The sequence below is a fragment of the Rhodococcus sp. Z13 genome, from assembly GCF_025837095.1.
GTDB lineage: Bacteria > Actinomycetota > Actinomycetes > Mycobacteriales > Mycobacteriaceae > Rhodococcus > Rhodococcus sacchari.
The window spans coordinates 405,097-423,089 of record NZ_CP107551.1 but is presented as its reverse complement, the minus strand read 5'-3'; the positions used below and the strand labels follow the sequence as shown (position 1 = coordinate 423,089).

6 protein-coding genes, 1 tRNA gene, 3 rRNA genes and 1 riboswitch are annotated in these 17,993 nt (G+C 66.0%); of the genes, 2 read left to right on the top strand and 8 right to left on the bottom strand.

Annotation, left to right across the window (positions count from 1 at the left end; all coding sequences use genetic code 11):
- Window positions 1-130 precede the first annotated feature (130 nt).
- Entirely contained in the window at window positions 131-1,447 is a 1,317-nt protein-coding gene (locus tag OED52_RS01920) for an aminotransferase class V-fold PLP-dependent enzyme (protein ID WP_264153024.1), read from the bottom strand.
- Between the two features lie 69 nt (window positions 1,448-1,516).
- Window positions 1,517-1,634, bottom strand: a riboswitch (SAM riboswitch).
- Window positions 1,635-1,698: 64 nt separating this feature from the next.
- Between OED52_RS01920 and OED52_RS01915 the strand changes: the two genes are divergently transcribed.
- Both OED52_RS01915 and OED52_RS01910 read left to right on the top strand, forming a co-directional pair.
- Window positions 1,699-5,673: a Pls/PosA family non-ribosomal peptide synthetase gene (locus tag OED52_RS01915; protein WP_264153023.1), complete on the top strand. Its 3,975-nt coding sequence runs from the start codon at window positions 1,699-1,701 to the stop codon at window positions 5,671-5,673.
- Complete coding sequence (locus OED52_RS01910; protein ID WP_413247739.1) at window positions 5,670-7,010, top strand: M1 family metallopeptidase; 1,341 nt, start codon at window positions 5,670-5,672, stop codon at window positions 7,008-7,010. The genes OED52_RS01915 and OED52_RS01910 overlap by 4 nt, the downstream gene beginning before the upstream one ends.
- 425 nt (window positions 7,011-7,435) lie before the next feature.
- Here the strand turns inward: OED52_RS01910 and rrf are convergent.
- The 7 genes from rrf to topA form a co-directional block, all read right to left on the bottom strand.
- A 5S ribosomal RNA gene (gene rrf, locus OED52_RS01900) occupies window positions 7,436-7,552 on the bottom strand.
- 106 nt (window positions 7,553-7,658) lie between these two features.
- Window positions 7,659-10,793, bottom strand: a 23S ribosomal RNA gene (locus tag OED52_RS01895).
- A gap of 298 nt (window positions 10,794-11,091) precedes the next feature.
- Window positions 11,092-12,614 (bottom strand): 16S ribosomal RNA (locus tag OED52_RS01890).
- Together the 16S, 23S and 5S rRNA genes form the textbook arrangement of a ribosomal RNA operon.
- 471 nt (window positions 12,615-13,085) lie before the next feature.
- Window positions 13,086-13,283 (bottom strand): hypothetical protein, encoded by a 198-nt coding sequence (locus OED52_RS01885; RefSeq protein WP_264153021.1) that lies wholly within the window; start codon window positions 13,281-13,283, stop codon window positions 13,086-13,088.
- 266 nt (window positions 13,284-13,549) lie between these two features.
- Window positions 13,550-13,625: transfer RNA gene (locus tag OED52_RS01880), tRNA-Thr, on the bottom strand.
- Between the two features lie 62 nt (window positions 13,626-13,687).
- Complete coding sequence (locus OED52_RS01875; protein ID WP_264153020.1) at window positions 13,688-14,875, bottom strand: DNA polymerase III subunit delta'; 1,188 nt, start codon at window positions 14,873-14,875, stop codon at window positions 13,688-13,690.
- An 89-nt stretch (window positions 14,876-14,964) separates the two neighbouring features.
- Complete coding sequence (gene topA / locus OED52_RS01870; RefSeq protein WP_413247703.1) at window positions 14,965-17,952, bottom strand: type I DNA topoisomerase; 2,988 nt, start codon at window positions 17,950-17,952, stop codon at window positions 14,965-14,967.
- Window positions 17,953-17,993 lie beyond the last annotated feature (41 nt).

Here is a 17,993-nt window from a genome sequence, read left to right as displayed (position 1 = left end):
GTCAGTCCGGACAGCTACCCGAGGCGGTACGGCAGAGGTCGACATGGCGACGGCACCACCGTGCCGCTGCGCTCGTCCTCGCTCCGTACATGGCGATTACCCTACTCAGCAGGTGGGGAATTGTCGACCGCTACACGCAGGGCGACGCACCCTCGTCGTTCTGCGCCAGGCCCGGCCGGGTCTCCGGCGAGGGGCTCCACCCGCCGTCGGTCTTCGCGTGCACCCAGGACGGGCCGTTCTCGACGAGCGACCGCAGCGCCGAGAGCAGACGCGCGACGTCGTCGGAGGAGCTGCCCAGTCCCAGCGACGCACGCACGGCGCCACCGGGGCGGCCGACCCGCGCGAGGAGCGGGTGGGCGCAGAAACGGCCGTCGCGCACGCCGATGCCGTGCTCGGCGGACAGGTACGACGCGACCTGGCCGGGCTCGTAGCCCTCGACGGTGAAGGTGACGATGCCGACGCTGTCGGTCGAGTCGTTCCACAGACGCAGCAGTTCGATGCCGTCGATGTCGCGCAGTCCGTCGACGAGCTGCGTGCACAGCGCCTCCTCGTGGCGCGCGGCCGCCTCGGCGTCGAAACCGGCGAGCGCGTCGCACGCGGCGGCGATGGCCGCAACACCGAGCACGTTGGGGCTGCCGGCCTCGTGACGCGCAGGGGCGCAGGCCCATTCGACGCAGTCGAGGCTGACCTCGCGCACGGCGCCACCACCGGCGAGGTAGGGCTCGGCGGTGTCGAGCCAATCGCGGCGACCGACGAGCACACCCGCACCGAACGGCGCGTACAGCTTGTGGCCGGAGAAGGCGAGGTAGTCCACGCCGAGAGCGGTCAGGTCGACGCGGCGGTGCGGCACGAGCTGCGCACCGTCGACGAGGATCCGCGCGCCGTGGGCGTGGGCGAGCTCGGCGAGTTCGCCGATGGGCAGCACCTCACCGGTGACGTTGGAGGCGCCGGTGATCGCGAGCAGGGCAGCGGGGGCACGCTCGAGCTCGACGGACAGACGCCAGATGGTCTCGGTGACGGTATCGGCGGCCTCGACGACGCGAGAGTTCTTCCACGGCAACAGGTTCGCGTGATGCTCGATGTCCAGGACGACGACGTCGCCGGGCACGGCGGTCGCGAGCAGATTCAGCGAGTCGGTGGTGTTGCGGGTGAACACGACGACCTGGTCGTCGGCGGCGTTCACGAAGCGCGACACCGACGTCCGCGACTCCTCGTAGGCGGAGGTGCTGATCCGCGAGGCGTAGCCGGCGCCGCGGTGCACACTGGCGTAGAAGGGCAGCAGCTCGGCGATGCGGTCGGTGACGGCGGCGAGAGCTGGGGCGCTCGCGGCGTAGTCGAAGTTCGCGTAGGTGCAGGAACCGCCCTGGACGAGCGGAACCTGCAGGTCGCAGCCCGAAACGGTGGCGAACGGAGCGACGCAGGTGGCGGTGATGGTGGCAGCAGTCATGACAAATCCCTCGGTGTATCAGGGACCCGCCGGTGAACGCCCACGACAATGGAGACTTGTCGCCGGCGGAGTCCGCGCTTGCCGTGTCCGGTCTTGGAATCACGGCCAGGTCGTCACCCGGAGCACCCCACCGCGGTTGGAGGGTTGCCGACCAGCTAGCCGGGGCTTGACGCTGGTTCTCATGACCTGCCGAAGAGGATGGCAGCCCGACCCGGACGTGTCAACCCCACCCGAATCGCCCGCGCGCCGGAATGTTCACCCGCAGTACATCCGGACGTGAGATAACCACTGGAATCCACCGAGCAGAAGGATCCGCGGACTTGTCAGCCCTCCCTCCCGCCGTCCCCGACCGGTTCCCCGTCCCCGGTGAGTTCCTCCGCGGCTCGCACGCGCCCACTCCGAGAACCCTCGTCGACCTGCTGCGGAGCACCGCCGAGGCCCATCCCGGCGCCCCCGCCGTCGACGACGGCAGCACGGTCCTCGACTACGCCGAACTGGTCGAGAAGGTGGTGGCCGGGGCCTACGCCCTGAACGACGCCGGCGTTGGTGCCGGGGACCGGGTGGGGGTGCGGATGACCTCCGGCCGCGCCGAGCTGTATGTGACGATTCTCTCCGTTCTGGCCGCGGGCGCCGCCTACGTGCCGGTGGACGCCGACGACCCCGAGGAACGCGCCGAACTGGTGTTCTCCGAGGCCCGGGTCGCCGCGATCGTCACCGACGACGGCATCGGACCGGGGACCGCGCCCCGCTCGGGCGCCCCCGAGATGCGCGGGCCGCGGCTCGACGACGACGCGTGGATCATCTTCACCTCGGGGTCGACGGGCACCCCGAAGGGCGTGGCCGTCACCCACCGCAACGCCGCGGCCTTCGTCGACGCCGAGGCACGCCTGTTCTGCCGGGACGCTCCCCTCGGTCCCGGCGACCGGGTGCTCGCCGGACTGTCCGTCGCCTTCGACGCCTCCTGCGAGGAGATGTGGCTCGCGTGGCGGCACGGTGCGTGCCTGGTTCCGGCTCCGCGCGCGCTGGTGCGGTCCGGTGCGGATCTGGGGCCGTGGCTGGTCTCCCGCGACATCAACGTCGTCTCGACCGTGCCGACGCTCGCCGCGATGTGGCCTACGGAGGCGCTCGAACCGGTGCGGTTGCTCATCTTCGGCGGCGAGGCCTGCCCACCCGATCTCGTCGCGCGTCTCGCCGTGCCGGGACGCGAGGTGTGGAACACCTACGGCCCCACCGAGACGACCGTGGTGGCGTGCGCGTCACTCATGGACGGCACCGGTCCGGTGCGCATCGGTCTTCCGCTCGACGGCTGGGATCTGGCGGTCGTGGACGCCGACGGGAACCCGGTCGCGGAGGGGCAGGTCGGCGAACTCGTCATCGGCGGCGTGGGTCTCGCGCGCTATCTCGACCCGGCGAAGGACGCCGAGAAGTACGCCCCAATGCCCACGCTCGGATGGGAACGTGCCTACCGCAGCGGCGATCTCGTGACCCTCGACCGCCGGGGACTGCTGTTCCAGGGACGTGCCGACGACCAGGTCAAGATCGGTGGCCGCCGGATCGAACTCGGCGAGATCGACAACGCCCTGCAGAACCTGCCCGGTGTGGCGGGAGGAGCCTGCGCGGTACGGAGAACGGCGGCGGGGCATTCGATCCTCGTGGGCTACATCGCGTCCGCCGATCCGGACTTCGACGTCGCGTCCGCGCACGACCTGCTGTCGGAGCAGCTCCCGGCCGCGCTCGTCCCCCGGCTCGCACTCGTCGACGAGTTGCCCACCCGCACCTCCGGCAAGGTCGACCGCAACGCCCTGCCGTGGCCGTTGCCCGGCGCCGACGCGGAGTCGGTGGAGGCGCTCGGGCTCGATCCCACCGCCGAGTGGATCGCCGGCCTGTGGACCGACCTGCTCGGATGCCGCATCGAAGGGGCCGACGACGACTTCTTCGAGCTCGGCGGCGGCTCCCTCGCGGCAGCACAGCTGGTGACGGCGCTGCGCACCCGGTTCCCGGAGATGACGGTCGCCGAGCTGTACGACCATCCCCGGCTGGGATCCCTCGCCACCTACCTCGACGAACTCGCCCCCACGGAGGCGGTGGAGCCGCGGCGGGTCGCCCCCGTCCCCCTGCACGCGCAGCTCGCGCAGATCGCGGCGACGATCCCGCTCACCACACTCACCGGCCTGCAGTGGGTCACCTGGCTGGCGATCCTGAACAACCTCGTCGCCCTGCTGGTCGACGTGCCGTGGACCGTGACGCTCTCGTGGTGGTGGGTCGCCCTCGGCGTCCTGCTGTTCCTCACCCCCGTCGGCCGGATGGGCATCGCCGCGGCGGGAGCGCGGTTGCTGCTGCGCGGTGTGGAGCCGGGCAGTTACCCCCGCGGGGGTTCGGTGCATCTCCGGTTGTGGACGGCGCTGCGGCTGTCCGAGGCCTCCGGTGCCACCAACATCTCGAGCGCGCCCTGGATGCGCCAGTACGCGCGGGCGCTCGGAGCGAAGGTCGGGCGCGGTGTGGACCTCCACAGCCTGCCGCCCGTCACCGGGCTGCTCGAACTCGGTGACGGCTGCGCGATCGAACCCGAGGTGGACCTGTCCGGGCACTGGGTGGACGGCGACGTCGTCCACATCGGCAGCATCCGCATCGACGCCGGCGCCACGGTGGGGGCCCGTTCGTTCCTCGCACCCGGCACCCGGATCGGGAAGAACGCGCAGGTCGAAGCGGGATCGGCGGTGTTCGGCCGGGTGAAATCGGGGCGTCGCTGGGCGGGCTCCCCGGCCCGGAAGGTCGGTCGGACGGAACAGCCCTGGCCCGATGTTCCGCCGCCGCGCGGCACCCGCTGGGTCCCGGCCTACGCGCTGTCGTCGATCCTCATCGGCGGGCTGCCGGTCGTGTCGATCGCGGCCGGGGTCGCACTGCTGGTGTGGTGGGTACACGACACCCCGACCGTCTCCGACGCCGTGGTGCGGTCGCTGGCGATGCTGCCCGTCGCGGCGCTGCTGACGATGTTCGTCTTCGCGCTCGTCACCCTCCTGGCGGTGCGTCTGCTCGCCGTCGGCATGACGGAGGGTTGGCATCCCGTGCGCAGCCGTGTCGGCTGGCAGGTGTGGTGCACCGAGAGGCTGATGGACTCGTCGCGCACCTTCCTGTTCCCCCTCTACGCCTCGATGCTCACCCCGATCTGGTTGCGGCTGCTCGGGGCGGACATCGGCCGGGACGTCGAGGCGTCGACCGTGCTGATGGTCCCCAAGTTCACGAAGGTCGCCGACGGCGCGTTCCTCGCCGACGACACGATGGTCGCCTCCTACGAACTCGGCGGCGGCTGGCTCTACATCTCGCACGCGAAGGTCGGCAAGCGTGCCTTCCTCGGCAACTCCGGGATGGCCGCGCCCGGGCGTCGGGTACCGAAACACGGGCTGGTGGCGGTGCTCTCCGCCGCGCCGGAGAAGGCGAAGTCCGGATCGTCGTGGCTGGGCAGTCCCCCGGTGCGGCTGCGCCGGACGGGCAACGAGGCGGACGCGCGCCGCACCTTCGCCCCGCCGCTGCGGCTGCGGGTCGCGCGCGGTGCCGTCGAGACGTTCCGGCTCGTGCCCATGATCGTCACCTTCGGCATCGGCCTCGGGGTGCTCTTCGCCCTCAACACCCTCGCCGACCACGTCGGATACGCCCTCGCGGCGCTGCTCTCAGGGCTGGTGCTCATGGTGGCCGGGGCCGTGGCGTGCGCGGTGACCGTCGCCGCGAAATGGCTCGTGGTCGGGCGGATCGCCCGGGTGGAACATCCGCTGTGGAGTTCGTTCGTGTGGCGCAACGAGGTGTCCGACACCTTCGTCGAGACCGTGGCCGCCCCGTGGTTCGCCCGCGCCGCGACCGGCACCGCAGTGATGAACCTGTGGTTGCGGGCCCTGGGCTCACGGATCGGCCGTGGTGTGTGGTGCGAGAGCTACTGGCTGCCCGAGGCCGACCTGGTAGCCCTCGGCGACGGAGCGACCGTCGAACGCGGCTGCGTTGTACAGACCCACCTGTTCCATGATCGGATCATGTCCATGGACACCGTGACCCTCGGCACCGGCGCGACGCTCGGCCCGCAGTGCGTCGCGCTGCCGGCCTCGGGCATCGGCGACGGTGCCACCGTCGGCCCGGCCTCGCTGGTGATGCGCGGCGACGTCGTCCCGGCGTCCACTCGCTGGCAGGGCAACCCCATCGCGCCGTGGACGACGCCGAGCGAATGGTCGCCGCGATGAAACCGATCAAGCCCGTCGCCCCCGTCGCCGCCGACCGCCCGCTCGACCCCTATCTGCCGGAGAGCGGCAACCGCGGCTACCGCGTGTCGCGGTACGAACTGGATCTGACCTACAAGGTCGTCTCCAACCGGCTGGACGGGCGGGCGAAGGTCATCGCCACCACCACGGACGTACGCGGGAAGTACTCCCTCGATCTGGCGCCGTCGATGCGGGTCGCCAAGGTCGCGGTCAACGGACGCCGGCCCGCGAAGTTCGTCCACCGCAACGGCAAACTCACCGTGACGCCCACCGAGAAGCTCCCCGCCGGCGCCGTCCTGGTGTTCACCGTCCAGTACTCGGGCACCCCGACGCCGTTGCGCACGATCTGGGGGGACGTCGGCTGGGAGGAACTCGACGAGGGGTCGCTGGTCGCGAGCCAGCCCAACGGGGCGCCGACCTGGTTCCCCTGCGACGACCATCCCGGCTCGAAGGCCACCTACCGCATCTCGGTGACCACCGACGCACCGTTCGTCGCGGTCGCCAACGGCACCCTCGTGCACAAGACCACGAAGTCGAGCCGCACCACCTGGGTGTACGAGCAACCCGAACCGATGGCGACTTATCTCGCGACCGTGCAGACGGGTAACTATCGGATACGCACTCTCGCAACGGATCCCGTTCCCCAGTACGGGATCCATCCGCCGCGGCTGCAGGAGGCGTTCGACCGGGACTTCGCGCGGCAGACCGAGATGCTCGAGGTCTTCACGCGCCTGTTCGGGCCGTATCCCTTCGCCCACTACACCGCACTCGTCACCGACGACGAACTCGAGATCCCCGTCGAGGCGCAGGGACTGTCGATCTTCGGCGCGAACTTCTGCGATGGCACCGGACGAGAGGAACGGCTCGTTGCCCACGAACTCGCACACCAGTGGTTCGGTAACAGCCTCACCCTGTACCAGTGGTGCGACATCTGGCTCCACGAGGGATTCGCCTGCTACGCCGAATGGCTGTGGTCGGAGCACTCCGGCGGCCGGTCCGCGCACGCCCACGCCGCCGACGCGCATCGCGGACTCGCCCGCAAACCACAGGACATCGTCCTCGAGGATCCGGGTCCGAAGGACATGTTCGACGACCGGATCTACAAGCGCGGCGCGCTCACACTGCACGCACTGCGCCTGCAACTCGGCGACGACGCCTTCTTCGCGCTGCTGCGCACGTGGACCGCGGAGCACCGGCACGGCAACGTGACGACGACGCAGTTCAAGGACCTTGCGGCGCGCTTCACCGACTCTTCGCTGCGCCCCCTGTGGGAGGCGTGGCTGAGCGCGAAGAAGCTTCCTCCGCTGCCCTCCCCCTGATCCGCCACCCTGCTCACCGCGGCTTCGGCCCGGTCCCGAAGGGAGCGGTCGAGCGCGCTCGTCAGCCGGCCGACCCGGCTCCTCGAGGACGGTGCGAGCGGGTACCGGGAGAGGACATCGACCACCACGGGACTCGCGCGGCGCCGGACCTGCTCGATCACGTCGTCGCCCACTGTCTCATCACCACCGGCCCGGAGCTCGGCGATGCGTGCGGCGCTCGCGGCGGCGCGCAGGATGTGCCCGACCTGGGTGGCCTTCGCGAGACGCAGCTCGTCCATGGTGAGCTCGAAATCACCGTGGGCACCCGAGGCCGGCCAGGTCCGCTCCATATCGGAAAAGCCTAGGGCCGTCGGAACTCCCGCGGCGAAAAGGTCCCGGAAAACACGGAGACCCCCGACTGATGTCGGGGGTCTCCGGTAACGGGTGTTCGGCGGTGTCCTACTCTCCCACACCCTGTCGAGTGCAGTACCATCGGCGCAGACAGGCTTAGCTTCCGGGTTCGGAATGGGACCGGGCGTTTCCCTGTCGCTATGGCCGCCGTAACTCTATGAAACTTCACGCACCAGAATCGACCACCCGAACACCGCCGGGCCCGACATCTGATGTGTGTGCTGTTTCAGATACCGCACAGTGGACGCGTAACACCTTCATGGTAAGTCCTCGGCCTATTAGTACCGGTCACCTCCACACATTACTGCGCTTCCAGTTCCGGCCTATCAACCCGGTGGTCTGCCGGGGGCCTTACCCCCTCGAGGGGGTGAGAAACCTCATCTTGGAACAGGCTTCCCGCTTAGATGCTTTCAGCGGTTATCCCTTCCGAACGTAGCCAACCAGCCATGCCCCTGGCGGGACAACTGGCACACCAGAGGTTCGTCCGTCCCGGTCCTCTCGTACTAGGGACAGCCTTCCTCAAGTTTCTAACGCGCGCGGCGGATAGAGACCGAACTGTCTCACGACGTTCTAAACCCAGCTCGCGTGCCGCTTTAATGGGCGAACAGCCCAACCCTTGGGACCTACTCCAGCCCCAGGATGCGACGAGCCGACATCGAGGTGCCAAACCATCCCGTCGATATGGACTCTTGGGGAAGATCAGCCTGTTATCCCCGGGGTACCTTTTATCCGTTGAGCGACACCGCTTCCACATGCCGGTGCCGGATCACTAGTCCCGACTTTCGTCCCTGCTCGACCTGTCAGTCTCACAGTCAAGCTCCCTTGTGCACTTGCACTCGACACCTGATTGCCAACCAGGCTGAGGGAACCTTTGGGCGCCTCCGTTACATTTTGGGAGGCAACCGCCCCAGTTAAACTACCCACCAGGCACTGTCCCTGAACCAGATCATGGTCCGAGGTTAGATGTCCAATACGATCAGAGTGGTATTTCAACAACGACTCCACGACAACTGGCGTCACCGCTTCACAGTCTCCCACCTATCCTACACAAACCGAACCGAACACCAATACCAAGCTATAGTGAAGGTCCCGGGGTCTTTTCGTCCTGCCGCGCGTAACGAGCATCTTTACTCGTAATGCAATTTCGCCGAGTCTGTGGTCGAGACAGCAGAGAAGTCGTTACGCCATTCGTGCAGGTCGGAACTTACCCGACAAGGAATTTCGCTACCTTAGGATGGTTATAGTTACCACCGCCGTTTACTGGGGCTTAAATTCTCAGCTTCGCGGAGTAAACCCCGCTAACCGGTCCTCTTAACCTTCCAGCACCGGGCAGGCGTCAGTCCGTATACATCGTCTTACGACTTCGCACGGACCTGTGTTTTTAGTAAACAGTCGCTTCTCTCTGGTCTCTGCGACCACCCCCAGCTCAGAGTGCAAGACTCATCACCAGGGCTGGTCCCCCTTCTCCCGAAGTTACGGGGGCATTTTGCCGAGTTCCTTAACCACAGTTCTCTCGATCGCCTCGGTATTCTCTACCTGACCACCTGTGTCGGTTTGGGGTACGGGCCGTGTACCAACTCACTAGAGGCTTTTCTCGGCAGCATAGGATCACTGAATTCCCCTCAACGGGTACGCATCACCTCTCAGGCTCCATGAATGGCGGATTTGCCTACCATTCGCCCTACCGGCTTACACCAGGTATTCCACCACCTGGCCCAGCTACCTTCCTGCGTCACCCCATCGCTTGACTACTACAGCCAGGGTCCCGTGCAGCCATCCCCAGAGCCCCCGAAGGGACAAAGAGAACTTTTGGACGGTTAGCACAACTGCCTCGCCATTGGGCGCGGATACACGGGTACGGGAATATCAACCCGTTGTCCATCGACTACGCCTGTCGGCCTCGCCTTAGGTCCCGACTCACCCTGGGCGGATTAACCTGGCCCAGGAACCCTTGGTCATCCGGCGGACGAGTTTCTCACTCGTCTTTCGCTACTCATGCCTGCATTCTCACTCGCGCAGCCTCCACAACTGGGTCACCCCGCTGCTTCCACGGCTGCACGACGCTCCCCTACCCATCCACACCACTGCCGGAGAAACCGTAATCCCTCCGAGGTGTTGTGTGAATGCCGCGGCTTCGGCGGTGTACTTGAGCCCCGCTACATTGTCGGCGCAGAACCACTTGACCAGTGAGCTATTACGCACTCTTTCAAGGGTGGCTGCTTCTAAGCCAACCTCCTGGTTGTCTCAGCGATCCCACATCCTTTTCCACTTAGTACACGCTTAGGGGCCTTAGCCGGCGATCTGGGCTGTTTCCCTCTCGACTACGAAGCTTATCCCCCGCAGTCTCACTGCCACGCTCTCACTCACCGGCATTCGGAGTTTGGCTGATTTCGGTAAGCTTGTGGGCCCCCTAGACCATCCAGTAGCTCTACCTCCGGTGAGAAACACGTGACGCTGCACCTAAATGCATTTCGGGGAGAACCAGCTATCACGGAGTTTGATTGGCCTTTCACCCCTACCCACAACTCATCCCCTCAGTTTTCAACCTAAGTGGGTTCGGGCCTCCACGACGTCTTACCATCGCTTCACCCTGGCCATGGGTAGATCACTCCGCTTCGGGTCTAGAACATGCCACTCAACCGCCCTGTTCGGACTCGCTTTCGCTACGACTACCCCACACGGGTTAACCTCGCGACATGCCACTAACTCGCAGGCTCATTCTTCAAAAGGCACGCCATCACCAGCCATGAACCAAATCATGCACCAGCTCTGACGGATTGTAAGCGCACGGTTTCAGGTACTATTTCACTCCCCTCCCGGGGTACTTTTCACCTTTCCCTCACGGTACTAGTCCGCTATCGGTCACCAGGGAGTATTCAGGCTTATCGGGTGGTCCCGACAGATTCACACCGGATTTCACGGGCCCGGTGCTACTCGGGTATCCGATTCGACAGTCGCCATGTTTTCGTCTACGGGGCTCTCACCCTCTACGACAGGCCGTTCCAGACCACTTCGACTAACACAACGATTTCTGACTGTCGACCGACTCGGCAGCGTCGACATATCGAACCCCACAACCCCGAACACACAACCCCTGCCAGGTATCACATGTGCCCGGTTTAGCCTCATCCGCTTTCGCTCGCCACTACTCACGGAATCACTGTTGTTTTCTCTTCCTGTGGGTACTGAGATGTTTCACTTCCCCACGTTCCCTCCACACACCCTATATATTCAGGTGCGGGTAACACGACATCACTCGTGCTGGGTTTCCCCATTCGGAAATCCTCGGATCACAGCTCGGTTGACAGCTCCCCGAGGCATATCGCAGCCTCCCACGTCCTTCATCGGCTCCTGGTGCCAAGGCATCCACCGTACGCTCATAAACACTTACAACAAAGATGCTCGCGTCCACTGTGCAGTTCTCAAACAACACACAACAACCCCTACCGCAAGAAACCGAAGCTCCTCGTTTCGCGGATCATCGTCGCTGAAAAAACACTCGCGTGTTCCCTCAGGACCCAACAGTGCACCGATATAACCACCGCACACCACCACTATTGGATGATGCATACACGGTGATGATTGCCAGCGTTCCACCCATGAGCAACCGTGTCCCACGATCGGGGACAATCGGCCTCTGCCTGCTCCCCCACCACCTGCGTGCTGGTCCGAGACAGGAGATGCTCCTTAGAAAGGAGGTGATCCAGCCGCACCTTCCGGTACGGCTACCTTGTTACGACTTCGTCCCAATCGCCGATCCCACCTTCGACGGCTCCCTCCCACAAGGGGTTAGGCCACCGGCTTCGGGTGTTACCGACTTTCATGACGTGACGGGCGGTGTGTACAAGGCCCGGGAACGTATTCACCGCAGCGTTGCTGATCTGCGATTACTAGCGACTCCGACTTCACGGGGTCGAGTTGCAGACCCCGATCCGAACTGAGACCGGCTTTAAGGGATTCGCTCCACCTCACGGTATCGCAGCCCTCTGTACCGACCATTGTAGCATGTGTGAAGCCCTGGACATAAGGGGCATGATGACTTGACGTCGTCCCCACCTTCCTCCGAGTTGACCCCGGCAGTCTCCTGCGAGTCCCCACCATTACGTGCTGGCAACACAGGACAAGGGTTGCGCTCGTTGCGGGACTTAACCCAACATCTCACGACACGAGCTGACGACAGCCATGCACCACCTGTATACCGACCACAAGGGAAACCCCATCTCTGAGGCGATCCGGTATATGTCAAACCCAGGTAAGGTTCTTCGCGTTGCATCGAATTAATCCACATGCTCCGCCGCTTGTGCGGGCCCCCGTCAATTCCTTTGAGTTTTAGCCTTGCGGCCGTACTCCCCAGGCGGGGCGCTTAATGCGTTAGCTACGGCACGGATCCCGTGGAAGGAAACCCACACCTAGCGCCCACCGTTTACGGCGTGGACTACCAGGGTATCTAATCCTGTTCGCTACCCACGCTTTCGCTCCTCAGCGTCAGTTACTGCCCAGAGACCCGCCTTCGCCACCGGTGTTCCTCCTGATATCTGCGCATTTCACCGCTACACCAGGAATTCCAGTCTCCCCTGCAGTACTCAAGTCTGCCCGTATCGCCTGCAAGCCCGCAGTTGAGCTGCGGGTTTTCACAGACGACGCGACAAACCGCCTACGAGCTCTTTACGCCCAGTAATTCCGGACAACGCTCGCACCCTACGTATTACCGCGGCTGCTGGCACGTAGTTGGCCGGTGCTTCTTCTGCAGGTACCGTCACTTGCGCTTCGTCCCTGCTGAAAGAGGTTTACAACCCGAAGGCCGTCATCCCTCACGCGGCGTCGCTGCATCAGGCTTTCGCCCATTGTGCAATATTCCCCACTGCTGCCTCCCGTAGGAGTCTGGGCCGTGTCTCAGTCCCAGTGTGGCCGGTCGCCCTCTCAGGCCGGCTACCCGTCGTCGCCTTGGTAGGCCATTACCCCACCAACAAGCTGATAGGCCGCGGGCTCATCCTGCACCGAAAAAACTTTCCACCCCCTGCCATGCAGCAGAAGGTCGTATCCGGTATTAGACCCAGTTTCCCAGGCTTATCCCAGAGTGCAGGGCAGATCACCCACGTGTTACTCACCCGTTCGCCACTAATCCACCCAGCAAGCTGGGCTTCATCGTTCGACTTGCATGTGTTAAGCACGCCGCCAGCGTTCGTCCTGAGCCAGGATCAAACTCTCCGTTAAAGACTCTCGATCCCCCCGAAGGGGTAATCAGCCATAAGCGTAGAGCCAAATCACTAGCGTAAAAACTCAAATACCGATCGCCCCAGACGGAAGAACGAGACGACCAGCAAACAACCACTCCGCTAGAAGTGGCTGCACCAAAAAAAATTTGGCACTGACATTCATCGGCACACTGTTGAGTTCTCAAAGAACACGCACACACCATCGATCCCGAACCTTTCGGCCCGTTCACTCCGGGGTGACTGTTCATCCGAGGGCCTCGCGGCTCTCGGGCACGGCTCAAAACCTTACCAGAAGGTTTCGAACCAGTGAAATTCGCAGGCGCCTTCGTCCAACCTCGTTGTCCCGTACCTCGCGGTCCGGGTCGGTGTCCGTGTCGCTCTGACCTGGAATAAGTTACGCGAACATGACGCAGAAAACCAAATCGCCAGGTCAGGACATGTTTCGGGCCTCTCGGGGAGGCATCCGGGGTCAGGGCACCCAGTACTTGGCGGCGAGGTGCTGGACCACGGGATCGTCCTCTTCCGCTTGTTCGAGCATCGCGAGGTCGCTGCGGATGTCCATGAGCCGGGGATCGTCGCCTTCCGCGTCCCCGATCGGCCGGCCACCGTCCTCCGCCCGCTGCCGCAGAATCTTCTCTCGAACCCGGTCCTTCAACGACTCACCCATGACAAGAGCATGCGGCGCCGGGACCGATGACGGGAATGATTTCGCCACATGAATCCGGCGCAGCTCCCCTTCCGGTGTCTGCGGACCCCGTCAGTGGTCGTCGCGGTTCCGGAACACCCGGATGGCCGTCGGCAGGACGACGACGAGCGCGCCCACTATGAGGATCAGCGAGAACAGTTCCATCCACATGTCTCCATCATCCCGCCCCGGGTCGACGGTGCAGCAGAAACACCGAAGGCCCCTCACCTGCTGGTGAGGGGCCTTCGTGGAGCTGCCTGTCGGAATCGAACCGACGACCTTTTCATTACGAGTGAAATGCTCTACCGACTGAGCTAAGGCAGCGAGCCTTTCGGCGTCCGAAGTCTAGCCGACTACCCCCACTCCGATGCAAACGCGCACGTCGACTAGCGGAAAGCTGCGCTCAACCGGGCCGCGAGGGCGGCGAGCGCGAACCGGGGTTTGACGTTCTGGGCCAGGGCCTCGCGGCAGTCGAGGATCGCTTCGATGCAGTCCAGCAGCGCCTCGGGGCGGGTCCGGGAAGCCAGGTCGGCGGCGCGTTCGGCCATGTCGGGGTGATTGGGGGTGACCGCCGACCCGAAGGAGTGGACCAGTGCGTCCCGGTACAGACCGGCGAGGTCGATCAGGGCGCGATCCATGATGTCGCGCTCGGTGCGCGTCTTCCGTGACTTCTGGGTGCGTTCGAGTTCCTTGAGCACCCCGGCCGAACCGCGCAGTGCCCCCGCGGCACCCTTGCCGGTGCCCCCGGCGCCGAGCGCGGTCTTCAGTTCCTCGGTCTCGCGTTCGTCGCGTTCGGCGCTGATCGCCTTGGCCTCGGCCTCCGCACTCCGGCCCAGATCCTCGGCAGCGGAGTAGGTCGTCGCCGGCCGCAGCACCGCGGTGGCGAGGGCCAGTGCTCGCGACCGGTTGTCGCGGGCCTCGGCGTCGGTCGCCAACCGGCGGGCCCGGCCGACGTGACCGGCACTGACGGACGCGGCCCAGCGGGCCGTCTCGGCGTCGATGCCGTCGGTCTGCTCGAGAACGCGGGCGATGGCGTCGGCGCTGGGGGTGACCAGCCCGATGTGGCGGCACCGCGAGCGGAGCGTCACCGAGATGTCCTCGGGATCGACGGACGGCGCGCACAACAGGAAGACGGTGCGCTGCGGAGGTTCCTCGACCACCTTCAGCAGCGCGTTCGCAGCTCCCTCGGTGAGGCGGTCGGCGTCCTCGATCACCACGACCTGCCACCGGCCGGTGCTCGGGCGCCGCGACGCGACCTGCACGATGTCGCGCATCGACTTGACGCTGATGGTCAGGCCCTCGGGCACGACCCGCCGGACGTCGCCGTGGGTACCAGCCATCGTGGTGGTGCAGGCCTGGCAGCGACCGCAACCGGGGGTGCCCTCGTCGGTGCACTGCAACGCGGCGGCGAAGCACAGGGCCGCGACCGATCGGCCGGAACCGGGAGGCCCGGTGAACAGCCAGGAGTGCGTCATCGCCGAGCCGGTGTCTCCTCGACGTGCCGCGAGGGCGGCCGCGACGAGTTCGGCCTCGACATCACGTTGACCGACGAGCCGATCGAATACCCCGGGCATGCGCTCAGCCTAACCAGCGGGTCCGACCGCTCCCGATCGCACGGCCGGATCGACGGCACGTGCGACCGGCAGCGCGGTCGGACCGCCGGTTATTCGGCGGACTTCTTCGCGGCCGTCTTCTTCGCCGCGGACTTCTTCGCGGCCGTCTTCTTCGCCGCGGTCTTCTTGGCGGTTGTCTTCTTCGCCGCGGTCTTCTTCGCCGTCGTGTTCTTCGCGGCGGTCTTCTTCGCAGCCTTCTTGGCCGGCCCGCGCGCACGACGATCGGCGAGCAGTTCGGCGGCGCGTTCGTCGGTGATCGTCTCGACCTCGTCGCCCTTGCGCAGGCTGGCGTTGGTCTCGCCGTCGGTGACGTACGGGCCGAACCGGCCGTCCTTGATCACCATCTGCTTGCCGCTCACCGGATCGGTGCCGAGTTCCCGCAGCGGCGGGGCGGCAGCTGCCTGCCGGCCGCGGCGCTTGGGCTCCGCGTAGATCTTCAGTGCGTCCTCGAGCGTGATCGTGAAGATCTGCTCCTCGTTGGCGAGCGAACGCGAGTCGCTGCCCTTCTTCAGGTACGGGCCGTAGCGACCGTTCTGCGCGGTGATCTCCTCGCCGGATTCCGGGTCGACCCCCACGACGCGCGGCAGCGAGAGCAGCTTCAGCGCGTCCTCGAGGGTGACGGTGGCCAGGTCCATCGACTTGAACAACGAACCCGTGCGCGGCTTCGGGCCGGCCTTCTTGGCCGGTGCCTTCTTCGCCGCCTTCTTGGCGACGGCCTTCTTGGTGGCGGTCTTCGTACCGCCCTCCCCCTCCGAGCCGAGTTCCTCGACGGGGATGGGCGTGACGTCCGGCTCCGGTTCGGGCTCGGGTTCCGGATCGGGGATCAGTTCGGTCACGTAGGGGCCGAAGCGGCCCTCACGCGCGACGATCTCGTAGCCGGTGGCCGGGTCGACGCCGAGCACACGGCCTTCCTGCGGCGTCGAGAAGAGCTTCTCCGCGTATTCGAGGGTGAGCTCGTCCGGCGGCAGGTCGTCGGGCAGGTTGGCGCGCTGCGAGGTCGGTTCGGCGTCGGGGTTGTCGGGGTCGGCGACCATCCGTTCGAGATACGGGCCGAAGCGGCCGACGCGCACGTGGATCTCGCGGCCCTCGGAGTCGTCGAACAAGCGGATCGAGTTGATCTCGCGTGCGTCGATGTCCTCGAGGTTCTCCCCCACGAGCTTCTTCAGGCCACCCTTGCGCGCGACCGTGTCCTCGTCGCCATCCTCGCTGCCGAAGTAGAAGCGGGTGAGCCAGTCGGTGCGCTGCCGGTGCCCGGCGGCGATCTCGTCGAGGTCGTCCTCCATCCCGGCGGTGAAGTCGTAGTCGACGAGCTGCGCGAAGTGCGCCTCGAGCAGGCCGATGACGGCGAACGCCACCCAGGACGGCACGAGCGCACTGCCCCGCTTGTAGACGTAGCCGCGGTCGAGGATCGTCTTGATGATCGACGCGTACGTCGAGGGACGGCCGATGCCGAGCTCTTCGAGCGTCTTGATCAGGCTCGCCTCGGTGTAGCGGGCAGGCGGGTTGGTGGAGTGACCGTCCGGGTCGAGCTTCGTCGCGGTGACCGCGGCGCCCTCGGACAGGTTCGGCAGCCGCGACTCGGCGTCGTCCGACTGGCCACCGGCCTCCTCGTCGACGCTCTCGACGTAGGCCTTGAGGAAGCCGGGGAAGGTGATGGTGCGGCCCGACGACGAGAAGGTGCACTCCTCGCCGGTGCCCGCGGTGCCGGTGATGCGCAGCGTGAGGGTCGTGCCGCGCGCGTCGGCCATCTGCGAGGCGACGGTGCGCTGCCAGATCAGCTCGTACAGCTTGTACTCGTCGGCGTCGAGACGCGAGTGCAGCTCACCCGGGGTGGCGAAGACGTCACCGGCAGGGCGGATCGCCTCGTGGGCCTCCTGCGCGTTCTTGACCTTGCGGGTGTACTGCCGCGGCGTCGGGTGCACGAACTCGGCGCCGTACAGCTGCGTGGCCTGGGCGCGGGCCGCGGCGATGGCCGACTCCGACAGCGTCGTGGAGTCGGTACGCATGTAGGTGATGTAGCCGTTCTCGTACAGACGCTGCGCGGTGCGCATCGTGCGCTCCGACGAGAAACGCAGCTTGCGGCCGGCCTCCTGCTGCAGCGTCGACGTCATGAACGGCGCGTAGGGCTTGCGGGTGTAGGGCTTGCTCTCGGCCGAGGAGACCGTCAGCTCGACACCGGCGAGGGCCTCGGCGAGGCGACGGGCCCGGTCCTCGTCGAGGACCACGACACCGTCGGTCTTCAGGTTGCCGTCGGGACCGAAGTCTCGGCCCGACGCGACGCGCGCACCGTCGACGTTGACCAGACGGGCACCGAACGAGCGCGGGCTCGCCGCGGCGCCGGCGTCCAGGGTGGCCGCGATGTCCCAGTACTCCGCGGAGCGGAACGCCATGCGTTCGCGTTCGCGCTGCACGATGATTCGGGTCGCCACCGACTGCACGCGGCCCGCGGACAGGCGCGGCATGACCTTCTTCCACAGCACCGGGCTGACCTCGTAGCCGTACAGACGGTCGAGGATGCGGCGGGTCTCCTGGGCGTCGACCAGCGCGTTGTCGAGGTCACGGGTGTTCTCGGCGGCGGCGCGGATCGCGGGCTCGGTGATCTCGTGGAAGACCATACGCCGGACCGGCACCTTGGGCTTGAGCGTCTCGAGCAGGTGCCACGCGATGGCCTCGCCCTCGCGGTCGGGGTCGGTGGCGAGGTACAGCTCGTCGGCGTCCTTCAGCAGGCTCTTGAGCTCGGCGACCTTCGACTTCTTGTCGGAGCTGACGACGTAGAGCGGTTCGAAGTCGTGGTCGACGTCGACGCCGAGGCGGGCCCACGACTCGCCCTTGTACTTGGCGGGCACGTCGGCGGCGCCCCGCGGCAGGTCGCGGATGTGACCGACCGAGGCCTCGACGACGTAGTCGCGACCCAGGTAGGGGGCGATCTTCCTCGCCTTGGTCGGGGACTCGACGATCACGAGCCGACGCGTGCCCGACGAACCGCCCGCAGTGCTCTTCTCCCGTGCTGCCACCGTGCCGCCCGCACCTTCCCTCATTGCCGACATGTCGCGCTGTTCGAAGACATGTATACCGACCC